General features: G+C 74.3%; 16 protein-coding genes and 2 tRNA genes. 14 read left to right on the forward strand and 4 right to left on the reverse strand.

Annotated features, from left to right (window positions below):
- The first annotated feature begins 8 nt into the window (after positions 1–8).
- The gene (locus V1L54_RS01740) at positions 9–1,100 is read left to right on the forward strand and encodes an SCO2583 family membrane protein (RefSeq protein WP_330115983.1); all 1,092 of its coding nucleotides are present in this window, start codon (positions 9–11) and stop codon (positions 1,098–1,100) included.
- Here the strand turns inward: V1L54_RS01740 and V1L54_RS01745 are convergent.
- Entirely contained in the window at positions 1,078–2,184 is a 1,107-nt protein-coding gene (locus V1L54_RS01745) for a M48 family metallopeptidase (RefSeq protein WP_330115984.1), read from the reverse strand. The two genes, V1L54_RS01740 and V1L54_RS01745, sit on opposite strands and share 23 nt — an antisense overlap.
- 139 nt (positions 2,185–2,323) lie before the next feature.
- Between V1L54_RS01745 and V1L54_RS01750 the strand changes: the two genes are divergently transcribed.
- The 9 genes from V1L54_RS01750 to leuS all read left to right on the forward strand — a co-directional run bounded on the left by V1L54_RS01750 (position 2,324) and on the right by leuS (position 10,636).
- Complete coding sequence (locus tag V1L54_RS01750) at positions 2,324–2,482, forward strand: hypothetical protein (RefSeq protein ID WP_330115985.1); 159 nt, start codon at positions 2,324–2,326, stop codon at positions 2,480–2,482.
- A gap of 55 nt (positions 2,483–2,537) precedes the next feature.
- Positions 2,538–3,173, forward strand: a complete 636-nt coding sequence (nadD, locus tag V1L54_RS01755; protein WP_100204877.1) for a nicotinate-nucleotide adenylyltransferase — start codon at positions 2,538–2,540, stop codon at positions 3,171–3,173.
- A gap of 13 nt (positions 3,174–3,186) precedes the next feature.
- On the forward strand, positions 3,187–5,055 hold the full coding sequence (locus tag V1L54_RS01760; RefSeq protein ID WP_330115986.1) for an LCP family protein: 1,869 nt from the start codon (positions 3,187–3,189) through the stop codon (positions 5,053–5,055).
- 109 nt (positions 5,056–5,164) lie between these two features.
- A complete protein-coding gene (gene rsfS, locus V1L54_RS01765) occupies positions 5,165–5,578 on the forward strand; it encodes a ribosome silencing factor (RefSeq protein ID WP_330115987.1) in 414 nt (137 codons plus the stop codon).
- Between the two features lies 1 nt (position 5,579).
- Positions 5,580–6,233: a histidine phosphatase family protein gene (locus V1L54_RS01770; RefSeq protein WP_443076448.1), complete on the forward strand. Its 654-nt coding sequence runs from the start codon at positions 5,580–5,582 to the stop codon at positions 6,231–6,233.
- A 126-nt stretch (positions 6,234–6,359) separates the two neighbouring features.
- Positions 6,360–6,432, forward strand: a tRNA-Ala gene (locus tag V1L54_RS01775).
- A gap of 468 nt (positions 6,433–6,900) precedes the next feature.
- The gene (locus V1L54_RS01780) at positions 6,901–7,134 is read left to right on the forward strand and encodes a hypothetical protein (RefSeq protein WP_100204881.1); all 234 of its coding nucleotides are present in this window, start codon (positions 6,901–6,903) and stop codon (positions 7,132–7,134) included.
- Positions 7,135–7,322: 188 nt separating this feature from the next.
- Positions 7,323–7,395: transfer RNA gene (locus V1L54_RS01785), tRNA-Ala, on the forward strand.
- A gap of 340 nt (positions 7,396–7,735) precedes the next feature.
- Positions 7,736–10,636, forward strand: a complete 2,901-nt coding sequence (gene leuS, locus V1L54_RS01790) for a leucine--tRNA ligase (protein WP_330115989.1) — start codon at positions 7,736–7,738, stop codon at positions 10,634–10,636.
- A 76-nt stretch (positions 10,637–10,712) separates the two neighbouring features.
- Here leuS and V1L54_RS01795 read toward each other — a convergent pair whose 3' ends face one another.
- Complete coding sequence (locus V1L54_RS01795; RefSeq protein WP_330115990.1) at positions 10,713–11,870, reverse strand: (Fe-S)-binding protein; 1,158 nt, start codon at positions 11,868–11,870, stop codon at positions 10,713–10,715.
- Positions 11,867–13,351, reverse strand: coding sequence for an FAD-binding oxidoreductase (locus V1L54_RS01800; RefSeq protein WP_330115991.1), 1,485 nt, complete (start codon positions 13,349–13,351; stop codon positions 11,867–11,869). The genes V1L54_RS01795 and V1L54_RS01800 overlap by 4 nt, the downstream gene beginning before the upstream one ends.
- Positions 13,352–13,650: 299 nt before the next feature.
- On the opposite strand from V1L54_RS01800, the gene V1L54_RS01805 reads away from it, so the two are divergent.
- The 4 genes from V1L54_RS01805 to V1L54_RS01820 all read left to right on the forward strand — a co-directional run bounded on the left by V1L54_RS01805 (position 13,651) and on the right by V1L54_RS01820 (position 19,597).
- The gene (locus V1L54_RS01805; protein ID WP_330115992.1) at positions 13,651–14,457 is read left to right on the forward strand and encodes a hypothetical protein; all 807 of its coding nucleotides are present in this window, start codon (positions 13,651–13,653) and stop codon (positions 14,455–14,457) included.
- 97 nt (positions 14,458–14,554) lie between these two features.
- Entirely contained in the window at positions 14,555–15,403 is an 849-nt protein-coding gene (locus V1L54_RS01810; protein WP_330115993.1) for a DegV family protein, read from the forward strand.
- 862 nt (positions 15,404–16,265) lie between these two features.
- Positions 16,266–16,997 (forward strand): ComEA family DNA-binding protein, encoded by a 732-nt coding sequence (locus tag V1L54_RS01815; protein WP_330115994.1) that lies wholly within the window; start codon positions 16,266–16,268, stop codon positions 16,995–16,997.
- Entirely contained in the window at positions 16,994–19,597 is a 2,604-nt protein-coding gene (locus V1L54_RS01820; protein WP_330115995.1) for a ComEC/Rec2 family competence protein, read from the forward strand. Before V1L54_RS01815 ends, V1L54_RS01820 begins: the two co-directional genes overlap by 4 nt.
- A 147-nt stretch (positions 19,598–19,744) precedes the next feature.
- Here the strand turns inward: V1L54_RS01820 and V1L54_RS01825 are convergent, their stop codons facing one another.
- On the reverse strand, positions 19,745–20,356 hold the full coding sequence (locus tag V1L54_RS01825) for an HAD-IA family hydrolase (RefSeq protein WP_330115996.1): 612 nt from the start codon (positions 20,354–20,356) through the stop codon (positions 19,745–19,747).
- Positions 20,357–20,455 lie beyond the last annotated feature (99 nt).

The raw sequence follows: 20,455 nt of genomic DNA on the forward strand, positions 1-20,455 counted from the left end.
CTGAAGGTATGGCCGGGCCTGGAGACCTACCGCCCGAGGGTGTCCCGGGCGGTGGTGACGACGAGTACCGTTCCACGGTCTTCGACGAGTCCTTCGTGCGCGCTGCCCGGCTCCAGGAGTTCTCCGCGCGGGAGCGGCTGGCGGACCACGAGCACCCGGTGCGTGCCCTGCAGCCCGGGCCCCCGCGCGGCCCGGTGTGGCGGGGCCTGGTCCTGGTGCTGCTGCTGGCGCTCGCCTTCGGCACCGCCGTCTACCTGGGCACCCGCTCCACCCCGCACTCCCGGGAGCCGGCGGAGCGGCAGCCGCTGAGCAGCACGGTGGTCCCGCTCTCACCGGTCGGGGCGGTGCCCGGCGGCCGGCCGGAGCGGCTCTTCGAGCGCAGCCCGGCCGCGGAGTTCTACGTCGGCGCCGCCGGGGTGACGCTGCCCCCGGTCCGCGCCACGGCCCACTTCGCCGAGAGTCAGGTGCTCGCCGCGCTGGCCACCGCCAAGGAGTACGTGGTCGAGAGCTCCCTCAACCCGGAGGTGCTGGGCGGCGAGACCGCGCGCCCGGTGCGGATACTGCTCGACCCGGACCAGCATCCGCAGTTCGACCGCAGTCTGGAGCGGCCCGCCGCCGACGGACACCACGAGGCGACCGGCTGGCTGGTGCGCTTCCACCCGGACAGCACGGTGCTGACCGGTGCGGGGGTGCGGGTGCACGGGACCATGGAGGTCCGGGAGGAGGACTCCGGCACCCTGGAGGTCCGCACCGACCACGTCCTCGTCTACGCCGTCCGTCCGGTCGGGTCCTCGGCGGTCCGGGACGGGGAGGCGGAAGACGCCGACGCACCCGGAGCCTCGCTGTTCACGGTGCGGCGCGAGCTGCTGCTGCGCTTCGACCGCGAGGACCTGCGCGACCAGCAGGTCACGGTGGAGCGGGCCACGGTGCGGGCCGGGCCGATGTCCTGCACCGCCCGGCCCCACGACGTGCTGCGGCCCCTGACGGCCGGGCAGACCGCCGGGGACGACCGTCCCGCCGCCACCGACCCGTACGAGCGGGGGGATCCCGCCGTTCCGCTGTGCGGGACCCTGGACCCTAGCTCCCGGCCGAGCCCGTAGCGCCGCCGCCCGGCCCCGGACCCTTGCCGCCGCCACCGTTGCCACCGCCGTCGCCCGGACGCCCGGTGAAGCGGTCGCGCAGTCTGCCGCCGAGGTCCCCGGCGCCGTCGGTGAGGTCCCGCAGCAGGCCCATCAGCGGGTCCTTGCTGGTCCGCACGGTCTCGGAGTAGTGGTTCGCGGACTGCCGGAACGACTCGTAGACCGAGGTCTCCTTGTCGTCCTCGCGCCGCGGGTAGTGGCCGTCCATGATCCGCTGGTAGTCGCGGCCGGCGGCCCAGCGGCGCAGCTCCGCGGCGCGCACCGTGGTGAAGGGGTGGCTGCGCGGCAGCACGTTGAGGATCTTCAGGACGGAGTCGCGCAGGTCGCCGCTGGACTCGTACTCCTCGGCCTGCTTCAGGAACGCGTCCACGTTCATCTGGTGCAGGTGGTTGCCGCCCGCGATCTTCATCAGACCGCGCATCGACGCCTGGAGGTCCTGGCCGACCAGCAGCCCGGCCCGGTCCGCCGACAGCTCCGACTTGCGGAACCACTCGCGCAGCGCCGTCACGATCGCCATGACCGCCACATTGCCCAGCGGTATCCACGCCACCTTCACGGCCAGGCCCGTCAGGAAGAGCAGGATGGTGCGGTAGACCGCGTGACCGGACAGGGCATGACCGACCTCGTGGCCGATCACCGCCCGCATCTCCTCCTCGTCCAGCAGCTCCACCAGCCCGGTCGTCACCACGATGATCGGCTCGTCCAGACCGATGCACATGGCGTTGGGCCTCGGGTCCTGGGTGACGTACATCGGCGGGACCTTCTCCAGGTCCAGGACGTAGCAGGCGTCCCGCAGCATGGCGTACAGGTGGGCGAACTGCGCGTCGTCCACCCGCACCGAGTCGGACAGGAACAGCAGCCGCAGGCTGCGCTCGGGCAGCAGCCCGCTCAGTGCCTTGAAGACCGTGTCGAACCCGCTCAGCCTGCGCAGCGCCACCAGCGCCGAACGGTCCGCGGGGTGCTCGTACGCCCGTGAGGAGATCCCCGGGAAGCGCCGTCTGCTGCGGCCCGGGAGATGCTCGGTGCTGCCACTGGACTCGGTCATCGTCTGCCCCCTGCGGGTCTCGTCCGGCCCCGTCCCCCTGTCGCGCCCCACCCTAGGCGGTGGGTGCCGCACGCCACAGCATCCCGGCCCGCTTACGATGTGCCTCAAGTTTCCGCTCCTACCGGATGGGTCTGCAGAGATGACGCTCCCCGACACCGCGCACAGCCTCACCCTCCTCGCCACCGAGAACGGCGAGCACGGCGAAGCGGCCGTCAACCCGTACGTCACCGGTGTCGGCGCCTTCCTGGCGCTGATGCTGCTGCTGTGGATCACCACCCGCTTCAACCGGGACCGCTGAGCTCCGCGTTCCCGGGAGCGACGCGAACGGCATCGGACGGCTAAGGTCGGCACGCATGGGAGAGCACATAGTGCCCGGCACCGCGACCGCGGGGCGGCGGCTGGGGGTCATGGGCGGGACGTTCGACCCGATCCACCACGGGCACCTGGTCGCGGCGAGCGAGGTGGCGGCGCGGTTCCACCTCGACGAGGTCGTCTTCGTGCCGACCGGGCAGCCGTGGCAGAAGAGCCACAAGGTGGTGTCGCCGGCCGAGGACCGCTATCTGATGACGGTCATCGCGACCGCCTCCAACCCGCAGTTCTCCGTCAGCCGCATCGACATCGACCGCGGCGGCCGGACGTACACCATCGACACACTGCGGGACCTGAGGGCGCTGGAACCCGACGCCGAGCTGTTCTTCATCACCGGCGCGGACGCGCTCGCCCAGATCCTCACCTGGCGCGACGCCGAGGAGCTGTTCTCGCTCGCCCACTTCATCGGCGTCACCCGTCCCGGACACCCGCTGGCCGACCCGGGGCTGCCGGACGGCGGGGTGTCGCTGATCGAGGTCCCGGCGCTGGCGATCTCCTCGACTGACTGCCGCGCGCGAGTGGCGCAGGGGGATCCCGTCTGGTACCTGGTACCGGACGGGGTGGTGCGTTACATCAACAAACGCCAGCTGTACCGGGACGCTCAGGCGCGGAAGAGCTAGAGGGGCGGCAGCCGTGAACGACCGACAGGACCCCTACGGGCCGGGAGAGCCGCCACGGGCGGGCGGCTACGACTACGGCTACGGCTACGGCTACGACGAGTACGGCCGTCCGGTCCGCACCGAACCGGAGGACGGCTACCCCGCACCGGACGCCGGGACGGGGCAGCGGCCCGCGTACGACGCGTACGACCCCTACGGAACGTACGCCTCCGGCGGCTACGCGCCCGACCCCCACGCCCAGGGCACCCAGGACTCCTACTCCCAGGACCTCTACTCCCGGGACTCCTATGCCCCGGGGTCCTACGGACAGGACCCGCACACCACCGGCCACCCCTCCGGCCCTTCCGCCTACGCCCCCGGCGACTACTCCGACCCCGCCCCCGGCACGGGACAGCAGCCCGCGTACGACCCGTACACCCCGTATCCGTCCGACACCGGTCAGCAGCCGCGGGCGGACGGTGTCTGGATCCCGCAGCAGCCCCAGGCCCCCTGGTACGAGGAGGGGGGCGGGACCGCGGCCGGCGGCCCGGGCGGTACGGACGACAACACGGCCGGGACGGACGGCGCGGCCGCCTCCCCGGACGGGAACACGGGTGCGGACACGGGTGCGGACGGGGAGTACCGCACCGAGGAGTTCTCCTTCGTCGAGGAGCAGGACGGGGAGACCGAGGACGTCATCGACTGGCTGAAGTTCTCCGAGAGCCGCACCGAGCGGCGCGAGGAGGCCAAACGCCGGGGCCGCAACCGCACGGTGGCGCTGGTCGCCGCGCTCGCCGTGGTGCTGGTGGGCGGGGTCGGCTGGCTGTGGGCCGCGGGCCTGCTGCCCGGCCTGTCCGGCTCCGAGGAATCGGGCCCGGCGGCGGGCGGCGCCCAGAAGCGCTCGGTGATCGTCGTCCACCTGCGTGAGGTGGACGGCGGCGAGACCTCCACCGCGCTGCTGGTCAACAACGAGACGGCGGGGAAGGGCACCACCGTCCTGCTGCCCAACTCCCTGGCGGTCTCCTCCGCCGGGGGAGCGGGCGCGGCGACCACGCTGGGCAAGGCGTTCCAGTCCGAGGGCGCCGCCGCCACCCGCGACGCGCTGGGCCTGCTGCTCGGCACCGAGATCCGGGGCACCTGGCGGCTGGACACCCCCTACCTGGAGAACTGGGTCGAGCTGGTCGGCGGCATCACCCTCGACGCCGATGCCACGGTGCCCGGCGCCAAGAAGGGCGACGACCCGCTGGTGGAGAAGGGCGAGGAGCGGGACCTCGACGGGAAGGCCGCCGTCGCCTACGCCACCCACCGGGCCGCCGGGGAGTCCCAGACCGAGCAGCTCGCCCGGTTCGGCCAGGTGGTCGAGGCCACGCTGGAGAAGATGTCCGACGATCCGGCGACCGCCATCAAAACCGTCGGCGCGCTGGCGCAGATACACGACCCCTCCCTGACGGAGGCCCAGCTCGGCGCCAGTCTCGCCCCGCTGGCCGGGTACGCGAAGAAGGGCGACCACGCCACCGAGCTGCTGCCGGTGGAGGAGGACGGCACCCTGAGCGAGAAGGTCAGCGACGGCCTGGTCAAGGACGTGCTCGGCGGCACGGTGAAGAACACCGACCCGAACGCCACCCCGCGGGTGAGCCTGAAGAACGCCACCGGGGAGGAGGACGCCGCCGGGACCGCCCGGGTGACTCTGGTGAACGCCGGGTACACCGTGGTCGGCGGCGGCACGGGCTCCGCCCAGGAGGGCAGCAGGGTGACGTACGCGGACTCGGCGGACAAGGCGAAGGCCCTGGAGGTCGCCAGGACGCTCGGACTGCCGGAGAAGTCCGTCGCCAAGGGCAAGGGCGCGGCGAACGCCGATGTGACGGTGGTGCTGGGCGGGGACTACGAGCCCGCGGACGGCTGAGGGCCGATGGCGCGGGCGGGCTGACGGCCGCCGCGGCCGGCGGGAGCCGGACCGCGGCGGATCGTGAGATCCTGGAGAGGTTGTTGACCACCGATCGAAAGCGTTGCCTGTGACCGCCACGGACCGCTCCATCGAGCTGATCAGCGCAGCCGCCCAGGCCGCCGCCGACAAGCTCGCCCACGACATCGTCGCGTACGACGTCAGCGATGTGCTCTCCATCACCGACGCCTTCCTGCTGGCGTCCGCTCCCAACGACCGCCAGGTCAAGTCGATCGTCGACGAGATCGAGGAGCGGCTGCAGAAGGAGAAGGGCGTCAAGCCGGTCCGCCGGGAGGGCGAACGCGAGGGCCGCTGGGTCCTGCTCGACTTCGTCGACATCGTGGTGCACGTCCAGCACAGCGAGGAGCGGGTGTTCTACGCGCTGGAGCGGCTGTGGAAGGACTGCCCGCGGCTCGACCTGCCGGAGGACGCCGAGGCCACCCGGGGCAAGGGTGAGGCCGCCGCGCACGAGGGCGGTGAGTGAGCTGAACGGACGGGTGGTGGGACGCGGCCGCCGGATCGTGCTGTGGCGGCACGGCCAGACCGCGTGGAACCTCGAGCGCCGCTTCCAGGGCACCACGGACATCGAGCTGACCGAGACGGGCCTGGAGCAGGCGCGGCGCGCGGCCCGGCTGCTCGCGGCGCTCCGCCCGGACGCGATCATCGCCTCCGACCTGAGGCGCGCCGCCGACACCGCCGCCCAGCTGGCCGCGGTCACCGGTCTGGAGGTCTCCCACGACGAGGGGCTGCGCGAGACGTACGCCGGTGTCTGGCAGGGTCTGACGCACGAGGAGATCGTCGAGCGGTACGGCGAGGAGTACGCCGCCTGGAAGCGCGGCGAGCCCGTGCGGCGCGGCGGCGGCGAGCTGGAGACGGAGGTGGCCGAGCGCGCGGCGCCGGTCGTCGAGCGCAGCGCCGACAAGCTGCCGGACGGCGGGGTGCTGGTGGTGGTCAGCCACGGCGGCACCATCCGCACCACCATCGGCCGGCTGCTCGGTCTGGAGCCGCGCTCCTGGGAGGCGCTGGGCGGGCTGACCAACTGCTGCTGGTCCGTCCTGGGCGAGGGCGCCCGCGGATGGCGGCTGCTGGAGCACAACGCCGGGACACTCCCCGAACCGGTCCTCGGCGACGACGTCTGACCGGCGGGGCCCGGGGCGGCACGGCTCCGGGGCGGGCCCGGCGGCGGATTTCGCATCCGGGCAGGTCACCGGTTAAGCTTCTTCCCGTTCACGGCACCGCGGTGGAAACGGCGGAGCCGCGGGTTTGGGGCTATAGCTCAGTTGGTAGAGCGCTTGCATGGCATGCAAGAGGTCAGGAGTTCGATTCTCCTTAGCTCCACAGGACATCCGATCCCGTCCCCGTCCGGCAGGGGGCGGGATCGTCGCTTTCCGCCGGTGCCCGTCCCGGCCGGCCCGGTCTTCCGGCCCCGCTTTCCCCGTTCCGCCCCCTCCCGTCTCGCCCCGCCGCCCGGCCGTGGCCGCCGCCGCGGTGCCCGGTGAGGTTCCGGTCCGTGAACGGAGGGCGTTGAGACGGGGGATGTTGAACGGAGCGGGCGCATCCGGCGTACTGCTGCCCGGGGGCGGAGCATGGCAGAATCGGAGCACTGAACAAGGCGGCGTACCACCGGAGCGGCTCGGTGGGCGCGAGGCCGAGGAGGGACACCGCGATGCCGAGGGGGTCCACGGCTCCACGGTTGTCGGTCCGTGGATCGGAAGACGTCGCCGAAGCGTTCGGGAGCAACGCAGACAACGGAGGGTTTTCCCACGTGCGCACGCCCGCGGCCACGGCTGGAGTTGACTGACGGACATGGGTGCACACAGCAGGAAGTGCGACTGGTGCGGTAGGGGCACTCCGATCGTCCGCGACATGGAGCCGGTCAACGCGGCCTACCAGTACTGGTGCGTCGAGTGCGCGCGGGCACTGATCATCAAGGGTGACCCGATCGAGATCTACCGGGAGCTGGAGGGCGAGCCGATCTACGGGCGGCTGCTGGAGGAGCACTGCACCCTCAAGCGTTTCTACTCCTTCGTGGCGGCCTGATCGCGCCGTCGGTCCCGGCACGGGGAGCCGGAGTCCGCCACGTTCCCCGGTTTCCGCGCCTGCTGTGCCTTCTGCGGCTTCCGGGCCCTTTCTGGGGCGGCGCGGTCGGATATGGATTTGGTGAAGTGCGGCGGGAGCCGTGTAGAGTAGGCGTCGCCGCCGCGGGAGACCGCGAGCGGACCACACTCGGGGCTATAGCTCAGTTGGTAGAGCGCTTGCATGGCATGCAAGAGGTCAGGAGTTCGATTCTCCTTAGCTCCACACCGAGAGAAGAGCGGGCCGTCCGGAAGGGCGGCCCGCTCTTCTCCGTGTCACGGCTCCGTCCGTTCGCCGGTCCGGGCCGTGGACGGAATACCGGCCCCGTCAGGCCCTTGCGGTACCCTGACGCCATGCGTGCCGTACGCCTTCTGCTTAGCGGGCCGCGCTGAACGACCGCCGACTTCCCGGCCCGGCCGGGAGAGCCGGAATCAGCGCGGCGTCCCCTCCTGTGCGAGGGGTCTTTTGCTTTCCGGGCCACGGCTGCTCCGCGGGCCGCGGCCCACCGGCCCCGCCCGGGCCCGGGTCCCGCGGGCAGATGACGACCGATGGAGCTTAGAGGACGATGAGCGAGACCACCGCCGCCGCGGAGACCGCGGCCCCCCATCGCTACACGGCCGCGCTGGCCGCCGAGATCGAGGCGCGCTGGCAGGACTTCTGGGAAGAGCAGGGCACCTACGAGGCCCCCAACCCCACCGGCGACCTGGCCGGGGACCGGGAGACGGTGGCCCGGCCCCAGCGGTTCATCATGGACATGTTCCCGTACCCCTCGGGCGCCGGACTGCACGTCGGACACCCGCTGGGCTACATCGCCACCGACGTCGCCGCGCGCCATCTGCGCATGACCGGCCACAACGTCCTGCACACCCTGGGCTTCGACGCCTTCGGCCTGCCCGCCGAGCAGTACGCCGTGCAGACCGGCACCCATCCGCGGGTCTCCACCGAGGCCAACATCGAGAACATGCGGGCCCAGCTGCGACGGCTGGGCCTGGGCCACGACCAGCGCCGCTCGTTCGCCACGATCGCCCCGGACTACTACCGCTGGACCCAGTGGATCTTCCTGCAGATCTTCAACTCCTGGTACGACGAGGAGGCCGGCCGGGCCCGCCCGATCGCCGAACTGGTCGAGCGGTTCGAGAACGGTACGCGTCCCACCCCCGACGGCAGGCCCTGGAGCGAGCTGAGCGAGACCGAGCGGGCCGACGTGCTGGGCGGGTACCGACTGGCCTACGCCTCGGACGCGCCGGTCAACTGGTGCCCCGGCCTGGGCACCGTCCTGGCCAACGAGGAGGTCACCGCCGAGGGCCGCTCCGAGCGCGGCAACTTCCCCGTCTTCAAGGCCAGACTGCGCCAGTGGAACATGCGCATCACCGCGTACGCCGAGCGGCTGCTGGCGGACCTGGACACGCTGGACTGGCCCGAGGCCATCAAGCTGCAGCAGCGCAACTGGATCGGCCGCAGCGAGGGCGCCCGCGTCGAGTTCCCGGTCGAGGGGGCCGCCGGCGGCGCGGAATCCGGTGAGCGGATCACCGTCTTCACCACCCGCCAGGACACCCTGTTCGGCGCCACCTACATGGTGCTGGCCCCCGAGCACGACCTGGTGGACCGGATCGTCCCCGGCGCCTGGCCCGAGGGCACCCGCGAGGCGTGGACCGGCGGCCACGCCACCCCCGCCGAGGCGGTCTCCGCGTACCGCAAGCAGGCCGCGGCCAAGTCGGACGTCGAGCGGCAGGCCGAGGCCGGCGAGGACCGGGAGAAGACCGGTGTCTTCACCGGCGCCTGGGCCGTCAACCCGGCCAACGGCGAACGGATCCCGGTGTTCGTCGCCGACTACGTGCTGATGGGCTACGGCACCGGCGCCATCATGGCCGTCCCCGCGCACGACAGTCGCGACTTCGCCTTCGCCCGCGCCTTCGAGCTGCCGATGCGCTGTGTCGTCGAGCCCACCGACGGCCGCGGCACCGACCCGGCCGGCTGGGACGACGCCTTCGCCTCCTACGACGCGCGGATCGTCAACTCCACCGGCGAGGGCGTGACGCTGGACGGCCTGGGCGTGGCCGAGGCCAAGGCCCGGATGAGCCAGTGGCTGGCCGAGCGCGGCATCGGCGAGGGCACCGTCAACTACCGGCTGCGCGACTGGCTGTTCAGCCGCCAGCGGTACTGGGGCGAGCCCTTCCCGATCGTCTACGACGAGGACGGCGTCGCCCACGCGCTGCCCGAGTCGATGCTGCCGCTGGAACTGCCCGAGGTCGAGGACTACTCGCCGCGCACCTTCGACCCCGACGACGCCGACACCGAGCCCGAGACCCCGCTGTCGCGGAACGAGGAGTGGGTGAACGTCACCCTGGACCTGGGCGACGGCCGCGGCCCGCGCCGGTTCCGCCGCGAGACCAACACCATGCCCAACTGGGCCGGTTCGTGCTGGTACGAGCTGCGCTACCTGGACCCGGACAACAGCGAGAAGCTGGTCGACCCGGAGATCGAGCGCTACTGGATGGGCCCGCGTGAGGGGAAGCCCACGGGCGGCGTCGACCTGTACGTCGGCGGCGCCGAGCACGCCGTACTGCACCTGCTGTACGCGCGCTTCTGGTCCAAGGTGCTGTACGACCTGGGCCACATCTCCTCGGCCGAGCCGTTCCACAAGCTGTTCAACCAGGGCATGATCCAGGCGTACGTCTACCGCGACGCGCGCGGCATCGCGGTGCCCGCCGCCGAGGTGGAGGAGCGCGACGGCGCCTACTGGTACAACGGCGAGAAGGTCAGCCGGGCGCTGGGCAAGATGGGCAAGTCCCTGAAGAACGCCGTCACGCCGGACGAGATCTGCGCCGAGTACGGCGCCGACACGCTGCGGCTGTACGAGATGGCCATGGGCCCGCTGGACGTGTCGCGGCCGTGGGACACCCGGGCGGTCGTCGGCCAGTACCGGCTGCTGCAGCGGCTGTGGCGCAACGTCGTGGACGAGGCGACCGGCGAGGTCGCGGTCGTCGACGCCGAGCCCGACGAGGAGACCCTGCGCGCGGTCCACAAGGCGGTCGACGGGGTGCGCAAGGACATGGAGAACCTGCGCTTCAACACCGCCATCGCGAAGATCACCGAGCTGAACAACCACGCCACCCGGCTGCGGGAGGTGCCGCGTTCGGTGGCCGAGCACCTGGTGCTGCTGATCGCGCCGCTGGCCCCGCACGTCGGCGAGGAGCTGTGGCACCGGCTGGGTCACACCGGCAGCGTCGTGTACGCGCCCTTCCCCGTCGCCGACCCGCGGTACGTGGTGGACGAGACGGTGACCTGTGTCGTGCAGGTCAGGGGCAAGGTCAGGGCCCGCCTGGAGGTCTCCCCGGACATCTCGGACGCGGATCTGGAGGCCCGGGCGCTGGCGGAGCCCGCGATCGTGGCCGCGCTGGGCGGTGCGGGCATCCGCAAGGTGATCGTCCGGGCGCCGAAGCTGGTGAACGTCGTCCCGGCCTGAGCGCCGCCGTTTCCGGAACGGGTGAGGGGCGCGGGGCCGGCCGGCCCCGCGCCCCTCACCCGTTCCTCCGTGCCGCTCATTCCTCCGCCGGGTCACCGGTCCCGCCGTCCTTCGCGGACCGCGCGGCCATGACGAGCAGTTCGGCGAGATGGACCGCCTTCACCCGGGAGCGCCGGCGGCGCAGCCCCTGCCGGAGCTGGCGCAGACAGCCCGGGTTGACCGTCACGACGTAGTCCACGTCCAGCTCCGCCAGGGCGTCCAGCTTGGGGTCCAGAACGGCCCTGCTGTCGTCCGGCCGCAGCATCGAGTACGTGCCGGCGGCGCCGCAGCAGGTGCCCGCGCCCGGGAGTTCGACGTAGTCGGCGACCGCGGCGACGAGGTCCCGGGGCGGCCGGGTCACGCCCAGTCCGTTGCGCAGGTGGCAGGAGTCCTGGAGCGTGACCCGGGCCCGGCGGCCACCCGCCCTGACCTCGCCCGCCGACCGGTGGCCGGCGCGGCCGAGGTACTCGCTCAGTTCGCGGACGCGGTCGCGGCCGAGGTGGTGGGCGAGGTGGGCGGCGCAGCCGCCGGCGGTGGTCACGACGGTGCCGGGCAACCGCTCACCGAGCCCGCGGGCCAGGGCGGCACCGGTGGCGGAGTCGCCGTTGTGGGCGTGCAGCGCGCCGCAGCAGCCCTGGCCGGCGGGGACGGCGAGTTCCGGCCGCAGTTCCCGGGCGGCCCGGGAGACCGCCGGGTACAGCCCGCGTTCGACGCAGCCCAGCATCAGCGAGACGGGCCGCTGTTCCTGCCCCTGTTCCGGCGCGGCCCCGCCGCGGGCGTGGCGTCGTACGAGCCCCTGGAGCCGCAGCAGCCCGGGCCGGGACACCAGCGCCTTCAGCCCGCGGGCGATCAGCGGCCGGCCGGGCCCCTGCCACTGGTGGTCGCGCCACCGCTCCAGCAGCTGTCCGTACTCCACACCCGCCGGGCAGACCGTCTCGCAGGCCCGGCAGCCCAGACAGAACGACGACTCCTCGACCAGGGTGGGGTCGTCCGGCGCGAGATCGCCGGACTCCAGGGCCCGCATCAGGGTGATGCGGCCGCGCGGGGAGGAGGTCTCCTGGCCGGTGAGCTCGTAGGTGGGGCAGGCGGGCAGGCAGAACCCGCAGGAGATGCAGCGGTCGAGCAGCTCCTTGTCGAAGATGCCGCGGCCCTGTCCTCCGCCCGGGCCGGGGGGCGTGCTCGCGGGCCCGGTCACGAGCCCAGCTTTCCGGGGTTGAGGATGCCCGCCGGGTCGAAGGCCAGCTTGATGCGGCGCAGCAGGTCGACCTGGTCGGTGCCGATCCGGTCGGCCAGATAGGGCAGCTTGGCGGCGCCGACGCCGTGCTCGCCGGTGATGGTGCCGTCCATGGCGATGGCGGCGGCGAAGATCTCGCCGAACGCCGTGTGGGCGCGGTCGGCGCCCTCGGTGTCGTCGGGGTCCAGGACGCAGGTGGGGTGGAGGTTGCCGTCCCCGGCGTGCCCGAAGGTGGCGATCCGCAGGTCGTGGCGGTCGGCGATCTCGTCGACGCGGTCGACCATCTCGGCGAGCCGGTGGCGGGGCACGGTGGCGTCCTCCAGGATCGTGAGCGCGCCCAGCCGGGAGAGCGCCGGGAGCGCGCAGCGGCGGGCCGCGAGCAGGGCGTCGGAGCGGGCGATGTCCTCGGCGAGGGTGACCTCCAGCGCACCGGACCCGGTGCACACCTCCCCGATGCGGGCGAGGGTGCCGGCCACGGTGCGCGCCGGTCCGTCGTCGCCGAAGAGCAGCAGCGCCCCGGCGTCCCGCCGCAGTCCGAGCCCGGCGAACTCCTCCACGGCGGAGACGCACTTGCGGTCGAGGAACTCCAGGGTGGCCGGGACGATCCCGTCGGCGATGACGGCCGCCACGGCGCGGGAGGCGTCGGCCAGGGAGCCGAAGTAGGCCACGCCGGTGCCGGTCTCCTCGGGTGCGGGCAGCAGGGCCACGGTGACCTCGGTGATCACCGCGAGCGTGCCCTCGGAGCCGGTGAGCAGCCGGGTGAGGTCGTAGCCGGCCACGTCCTTCCACAGCCGGCCGCCGGTGCGGATGACCTCCCCGGTGGGCAGGACGGCCTCCAGGCCGAGCACGTAGTTGCGGGTGACGCCGTACTTCAGGCCGCGCAGGCCGCCCGCGCAGGTCGCCACGTTGCCGCCGACGGTGGAGACGGTGCGGCTGCCGGGGTCGGGGGCGTACAGCAGGCCCTTCGCCGCCGCCGCGTCGGCGAGGGCGGCGGTGGTGACCCCGGTCTGCACCCGGGCCAGCAGCTCGCCCGGGCTGATCTCCAGGATGCGGTCGAACCGGGTCAGGGCCATGACGATGCCCCCGCTCAGGGGCACGGTGGCGGCGCACAGGTTGGAGCCGGCGCCGCGCGGTACGACGGGCACGCCCCGTTCGGTGGCGTACCGCAGGATCGCGGCGACCTCCTCGGTGCTGCCGGGCAGCACCACGGCCTGCGGCCGGGCGCTGAACAGGGGGGTGGCGTCGCGGGCGTAGGCGGCGAGCGCGCCGTCGTCCACCCGGACGTGCTCGCGGCCCACGACGGCGGCCAGGTCCTCGGCCAGCTCCTCGGCCGGGGCTCCGGCCCCGGTCCCGTCCGGGGCCCGGGTTCCGTTCCGTCTTCCGGCTCGTCTCGTCCACACGGTCATCAGCGCACCACCATCCAGCCCGGTACCGGTGTCCACGGCAAGTAGACCAGCGGCGGGCGGCCACCGGCAGGCCCGGCGCGGCGATCCGGTCGACACGGCGGCTCTTCGGCGACGAACCGGTGACGGGCGGCCGGTGTACGGCCACCGAGCGGCGGCCGCGCACAGCCCGGAGGCCTTCGGGGGACCGGCGGGGGCGGCCGGGGGGAGCGGGGCGGGCCCGGCGGACCCCGGTCCGCCGGAACCCCTGACCGCCTTTTCCCGTTTACCCTGGAAGGACGGCCGCCCCCGGGCCCGGGGGCGGGGCGGCGACGTACGGCGGACGAGGGAGCGGACCTGTGGAGTTCGTCATCGGCCTGATGGCACTGTTCTTCGTGCTCTTCGCGACGGCCGGCACCATCGCCGCCGTGAAGACCGCACGTGCGGTCAAGCGCGGCGTGGAGCGGGCCGGAGTCCAGGCGCGGCGGACGGTGGAGGACACCGCGCTCAAGGCCCGCGGTGCCCAGCCCGGCCCGGCGGGCGAGCTGGCCCGGCTCCGGCTGGAGCTGCGCTCCTCCCTCGACAGCACCCGCCGCGCCCTGGAGACCGGGATGCGGCACGATCCCTCGCTGAGCGAGTCCGTCGGCCTGCTCGACCGGCTGGACGAGCACGCCCGCCAGCTCGACGGGGAACTGCGGCTGCTGATGGACCGCGAGCCGGACCGCTCCCGGATCGCCGCCCGGCTGCCGGAGGCGCGCGAGCGCGCCCAGCGCATCCGGTCCTCCGCGGACTCCCTCCGCTTCGCCGCACAGGACCGCGCCCAGCGGTACGACGAGGACGAGCTGGCCGCGCTGAGCCAGCAGATCGAGCTGGAGGCGGGCGCGCTGCGGCACTGGACCGAGCCGGACGCCGTCCCCGGCGCCGGTACCGGCCCCGCCCCGGGGATCACCGGCCCCGTCCCGGCCCCCGGCATTCCCGGCGGCTCCGACGCCTCCGGCCCTTCCGGCCTCTCCGCCCCCTCCGACCTCGGTGCTTCCGCCCCGGAAGCGCCACGGCGCACGGACCTCCGCAAGGACGGCGCCCCGGAACCGGGCCCCGAGCCGGGGCGCGAATCCGGACGTGAGCCGGGCCCGGACTTCGGCAGGGGCCGTCCGCAGAGCGCGTGAGGACGTGTGAGGCGCCGCGCGGCGGGCAGTCGGCCGACGGGCCGTACCACGCGGTTCGCATCGCCTTCACCAGGAAGTGACCGGTAATCTCCGCTCCATGTCCCGCCATGTCGCGATCGTCACCGACTCCACGGCCTACCTGCCGAAGGGGGCACTGGAGCGTCACCGCATCACCTCGGTGCCGCTGACCGTGGTGCTGGGCGACCGGGCGCTGGAGGAGGGCACCGAGATCTCCGCCCAGTCGCTGGCCGAGGCGCTCAGGAAACGGCGTTCCGTGACCACCTCCCGGCCCGCGCCGCGGGTCTTCGCCGACACCTATCGCGCCGTCGCCGAGCAGGCGGACGTGGCGGGCATCGTCTCCCTCCACCTGTCGGCGGAGATCTCCGGCACCTACGACGCGGCCGTGCTCGCCGCACGGGAGGCCCCCGTACCGGTAAGGGTCGTGGACACCGGCATGGTGGCGATGGCGCTGGGCTTCTGCGCCCTGACCGCCGCCGTGACCGCCGAGGCGGGCGGCACGCTGGACGAGACGGTCGCCGCCGCCCGGAAGCGGGCCGAGGGGACCTCCGCCTTCTTCTACGTCGACACCCTGGACTATCTGCGGCGCGGCGGCCGCATCGGCGCCGCCCGGGCGCTGCTGGGCTCGGCGCTGGCGGTCAAGCCGCTGCTGGAGCTGGTGGACGGCCGCATCGAGCCGCTGGAGAAGGTCCGCACCGCGTCACGGGCCATCGCCCGGCTGGAGGAGATCGCGGTGGACCGGGCGGGCGGCTCGGCCGTGGACATCGCCGTACACCACCTGTCGGCGGCCGACCGGGCCGAGCAACTCGCGGAGCGGCTGCGGGAGAGGGTGCCGGGGCTGAAGGACCTGCACGTCAGCGAGGTGGGCGCGGTCATCGGCGCGCACACCGGGCCGGGGCTGCTGGGCGTGGTGGTGTCACTCGGGTAGGTGACGGAGTTTTCCACAGCCGGCGGGTGGTCCACAGAAAAGAACCATGATCACCCGGGGTGGCCCGTCCCGCCTACCGTCGACCGGCATGAGCACCCGATCCCCGTCCCGTGTCCGTTCCCACGCCCGTTCGCGCCCCCTTCCGACCGGTCCCGGCCGCCACCGCGTTCCGGACGGCCCCGGCCGGCTGACCAGACTGCGCACCTCCCGGCGGACCGCCGCCGAGCCGACGCCGGTGCCGCTGGGCGAGCGGGCCGACGCGCTCCTGCCGGCCGTGCCGCCGCCCGCCGGCCCGGAGCCGCCCGGCCCGGGCACCGCGTCCGACCCCGGCCCTGCTCCCGGCCCCGAGACATCTGCCCCCACCTCCGACGCCGTGACTGCTGCCGTGGCGACGGTGGTGCCGCTGGGGGAGCGGCCCGGCGTCCTCCCGCCGGCCGTGCCGCCGCCCGCCGGTCCGAAGCCACGCGGCCCGGACACCGCGTCCGGCCCCGAAGCCCCTGCCGCGGGTTCTCCCCCTTCCCCTGCCCCCGCCCCGGCTTCCTCCCTCCTTCCGCCCCCTGCTCCCGCGGCGCCCGGTTCGGGGGCCGCTGCCGGGGCGGGCACCACCGCACCGCTGTCCCGGGCGGAGGCCGTGGCCGCCGCCCGCAAGGCGGTCCGCCAGGCCCGCACCCACCGCCGTACGGCGGCACCTCCGGAGCGCCCGGCACGGATCGCGCCGCCCGTCGGGCCGCGTCCCGCCGCCACCCCTGCCCCTTTCCCCGTACGCACCCCCGCCTCCGCTCCCGACCGCGTCGCCGCCCGCACCACCACCGCACCGATTCCGCCACCCGGGCCTGGGCCGGAACCGGAGCTGGAGAGGGGGATGCCCCGGCACGTCCGGCTGGCGGAGGCCGTACGGAACCGGCTGCCGTTGTGGCTGCGGGTCCGGTGCGGAGTGCGGCCACGCGCTCTGGCCGCACTCGCCCTGGTGCTCGCCGTGGCCCTGGCCCTGGCCGTCCACCACTTCCGGGAGGGCCGTCCGCAGGCCGTGCGGGTGCCGCCGGTGGATTCGGCCTCCCGGGCCCAGGCCGCCCCGCCGTCCGGGCTTCCTGCCGCCCCGCCGTCCGGGCTGTCCGCCGGTTCGCCCGCCGTACCGGCCGCCGGCGGGAAGCCGCTGCTGGTGGATGTGACGGGCGAGGTCTGCAGGCCGGGGGTCCACCGGCTGCCGGCCGGCGCCCGGGTGGCGGACGCCCTGCGGGCCGCGGGCGGCATCCGCCCCGGCACCGAGCTTCACGGCCTCAACCGTGCCCGGTTGGTGGCCGACGGCGAGCAGATCGTCGTCGGCCGGCCCCCGACGGCACCCACCGGGCCCGCCGACCCCGCCGCGCCTCCCGCCACCGGAGGCGGTGGGCCGCAGCCGGGCGTGCCGGTCAGCCTCAACTCCGCCACCGTCGACCAGCTCGACGCCCTCCCCGGCATCGGCCCCGTCATGGCCCAGCGCATCATCGACTACCGCACCCGGCACGGCGGCTTCACCTCCGTCGAACAGCTCCGCGAGGTCAACGGCATCGGCGAGCGTCGCTTCGCCGATCTGAAGCCCTTCGTCGGGCCGTGACCGGTGACGGACGGGCCGCCGGTGCCTCCCGCCGGGCGGCGGTGCACCTCGCGGCCGGGAACCGGCTGGGGACGGCCGAGCCACGGCAGGAGGGCCCGGCCGACCTGAGGCTGATCCCGCCCGCGCTGGCCGCGTGGGGTGCGGCGGCACTGGCCCTGGGAGCCCCGGGCCGGGCGGCCGCCGCGGGGGTGACCGGCTGCGTGCTGCTGGCCGCGGCTCTGCTGCTCCACACCCGGCACCGGACCCGAAGTCATATCCGAAACCGCGACCGGGCCCGGAACAGGCACCGGGAACGGAGCAGCGGACGCACGGCGGTCGCGATGACGCTGCTGTGCGCCGCCGCGGGTGGCGGGGTGGCCGCGGCGCACGCCGCCGATCTCCACCGCGGACCACTGCCCGGCCTGGCCGGGCAGCACGCCCACATCACCGCCGAGGTGACCGTCACCGCCGATCCGCGCACGGTCAAGTCCCGGATCAGAGGCTCCGAGCAGCTGCCGGAACTGATCGCGTTGCGAGCCGATGCCGTCCGCGTCACCACTACGGACGGCACGGTGACCGCCACCCGCTCCCCGGTACTGCTGCTGGTGCGGCAACCGAAGGGGACCGGCGCCGGGGCCGGACCCGCGACGGCGGCCGACCGGGCGTCACCCTGGCTCGGCCTCCTCCCCAGCACCCGGCTGCGGGTGGCGGCCCGGCTCGCCCCCGCGTCGGACGACGGGCCCGGCGGCCGGGACATCGCCGCCGTCCTGCGGGTGAGCGGCACGGACCCGCCCACGGTGACCGGTGAGCCGACCACCGCCCAGCGCACCGCCGGGAAACTGCGGGCCGGACTGCGGAAGGCGAGCGACGGACTGCCACCCGACGCCCGGGCGCTGCTGCCCGGGCTGGTGGTCGGCGACACCTCACGCATCCCGGAGGACCTGGACGCGGCCTTCCGTGCCTCGGACATGCTCCATCTGCTGGCGGTCTCCGGCTCCAACCTCGCGATCCTGCTGGTACTGCTGACCGGACCGCCGGGCCGGGCCGCCCGCGCCGAACGCGGCGGGGCCGCGCCCCTGCTGGGACTGTCGCTGCGCACCACCGCGGTCACCGGCGCGCTGCTCGTCCTCGTCTTCGTGGTGGTCTGCCGCCCCGAGCCCAGCGTGCTGCGGGCGGCGGCCTGCGGACTGATCACCATCGCGGCGATCGGCACCGGACGGCGGCGCTCCCTGCTGCCCGCCCTGGCCGCCGCCGTCCTGCTGCTGGTGCTGTACGACCCCTGGCTCGCCCGGGACTTCGGCTTCCTGCTGTCCGTGCTGGCCACCGGCTCGCTGCTGACCGTCGCGCCCGGCTGGAGCGCGGCCCTGCGCCGCCGGGGGGTGCCCGGACGGCTCGCCGAGGCCCTGGCCGCCGCTGCCGCCGCGCAGGCGGCGTGCGCCCCCGTGGTCGCGGTGCTGGCCGCGCATGTCAGCCTGGTCGCGATCCCGTGCAACCTGCTGGCCGAGTTCCTGGTGGCCCCCGCGACGGTGCTCGGCTTCGCCGCCCTGGCGGCGGCGCCGCTGTCCATGCCCCTGGCCGAGCTCCTGGCCCGGCTGGCGGGCTGGCCCACCGGCGCCATCGCCGCCGTCGCCCGCACGGGCGCCGCCCTGCCCGGCGCCGAGCTCGACTGGCCCGGCAGCTGGACCGGCGCCCTGCTGCTGGCCGCACTCACCGTCCTGCTGCTCCTGGCCGCCCGCCGGCTGATACGCCACCCCTGGCACCCCTGGCTCTGCGCGGCCTGCGCCGTGCTGCTGGTCCTGGCGATCGTGCGGCCCGTCCCGCTGGTCCGTCCGCTCACCGGCTGGCCGCCGCCCGGCTGGCGGTTGGCCGTCTGCGACGTGGGGCAGGGCGACGCGCTGGCCCTGGCGGCGGGGGAGGGCGCGGCGGTCGTCGTCGACGCCGGCCCCGATCCGCGGGCGGTGGACCGCTGTCTGCGCACCCTCGGCGTCACCGCCGTACCCCTGCTGGTGCTCACCCACTTCCACGCCGACCATGTGGCCGGGCTCGCCGGGGTGCTGCGCGGCCGGGATGTCGGCGCGATCCAGACCAGCACCCGGGCCGAGCCGTCCGGCCAAGCGGCGGCCGTCCACCGCGCCGCGTCCCGCGCCGACATCCCCGTCCTGCTGCCGGTGCCGGGGGAGCGGCGCCGGATCGGCCCGCTGACCTGGGAGGTGCTGTGGCCCACCGCGCCCCCGCCGCCCGGGCCGCCCTCCTCCTCCGGGGAGGAGGCCAACGATGCCAGCGTCACCCTGCTCGCCCGCGCCGGGGACCTGACGGTCTTCCTCCCCGGCGACCTCGAACCCCCGGCCCAGCAACGCCTGCTGGCCGCCCGCCCCGACCTGCCGCCCGTCGACGTCCTCAAGGTCGCCCACCACGGCTCCGCCTACCAGGACCCGGCCCTGCTGGCGCGGCTGCGCCCCCGTATCGCCCTGATCTCCTGCGGCGAGGACAACCCCTACGGCCATCCCGCCCCCCGTACCGTCACCGCCCTGCGCACCGCCGGCGCCGCGGTCCTGCGCACCGACACCCACGGCTCCCTGGCCGTCACCGCCGACGGCACGGTGGTCGGCTCGGAGGGGTGAGAAACGAGAATTCCATTTCCAGAGGAACGCGCGTCGGCGGCCGAACCGCCCGGTGCCGTGCGGCGTCTGTCCGGGCACCCGTCCGCCGGACCGTGAATGCCGAGATCGGAGAAGTCGGGCGCCGGTGGGGTGGATCAGATCGGCGGCCTACGCGGCGGCGCCGAGACGGGCGAAGATGCGGTCGATCGTCCGCGCGTTGTCCTCGAACAGGTGCCCCCACATGCCCGCCTCCCGCGCCGCGTCGACGTTGGCCCCCACGTCGTCGACGAACAGGCAGTCCTCCGGGCACACTTCCAGACGGGCACAGACCAACGCGTAGGCCGCCGGATCGGGTTTGCAGATCCCGGCCTCGTGCGAGTGGACGATCTCCCCCACCAACCCGTCGAAGCGGTATGCCTCCGCCTCCCGCCCTCTCGCGCCGACGAGGCTGGTGCTCAGGACGCCGAGCCTGCAACGCGACCGCAGACCGCGCACACAGGTGATCAACTCCTCATTGGGGTTGCCCAGGTACTCGGCCCACAGATCGGCCATGAGGGCGTCGACCCGTGATGCGTCGAGACCGGGCTCCGCGGCGACCCGCGCCCGCACCTCCTCCTCACCGATCGCCCCGACGCTCCCCGCCCGCCAGACCTCGCCCAGCCGCCGGCCCACGGTGCCCACCGGCAGCCCGAGCCGCCGCTCCCGGTCCTGCTGCCAGCCTGTCGCCGGAGTGATCTCCAGTACGCCGCCGATGTCGAGAACGACGCAGCGTGTCCTCATGCGCGCTCGCCTTCCGCTCCGTGCCGGGCGTGAGGTGTCCACTGCCGGTGCTCCACAGGGGCGGAACCAGCCGGGGACAGCAGACGGCCGTCAGGACGG

The organism is Streptomyces rubellus, from assembly GCF_036323805.1.
GTDB lineage: Bacteria > Actinomycetota > Actinomycetes > Streptomycetales > Streptomycetaceae > Streptomyces.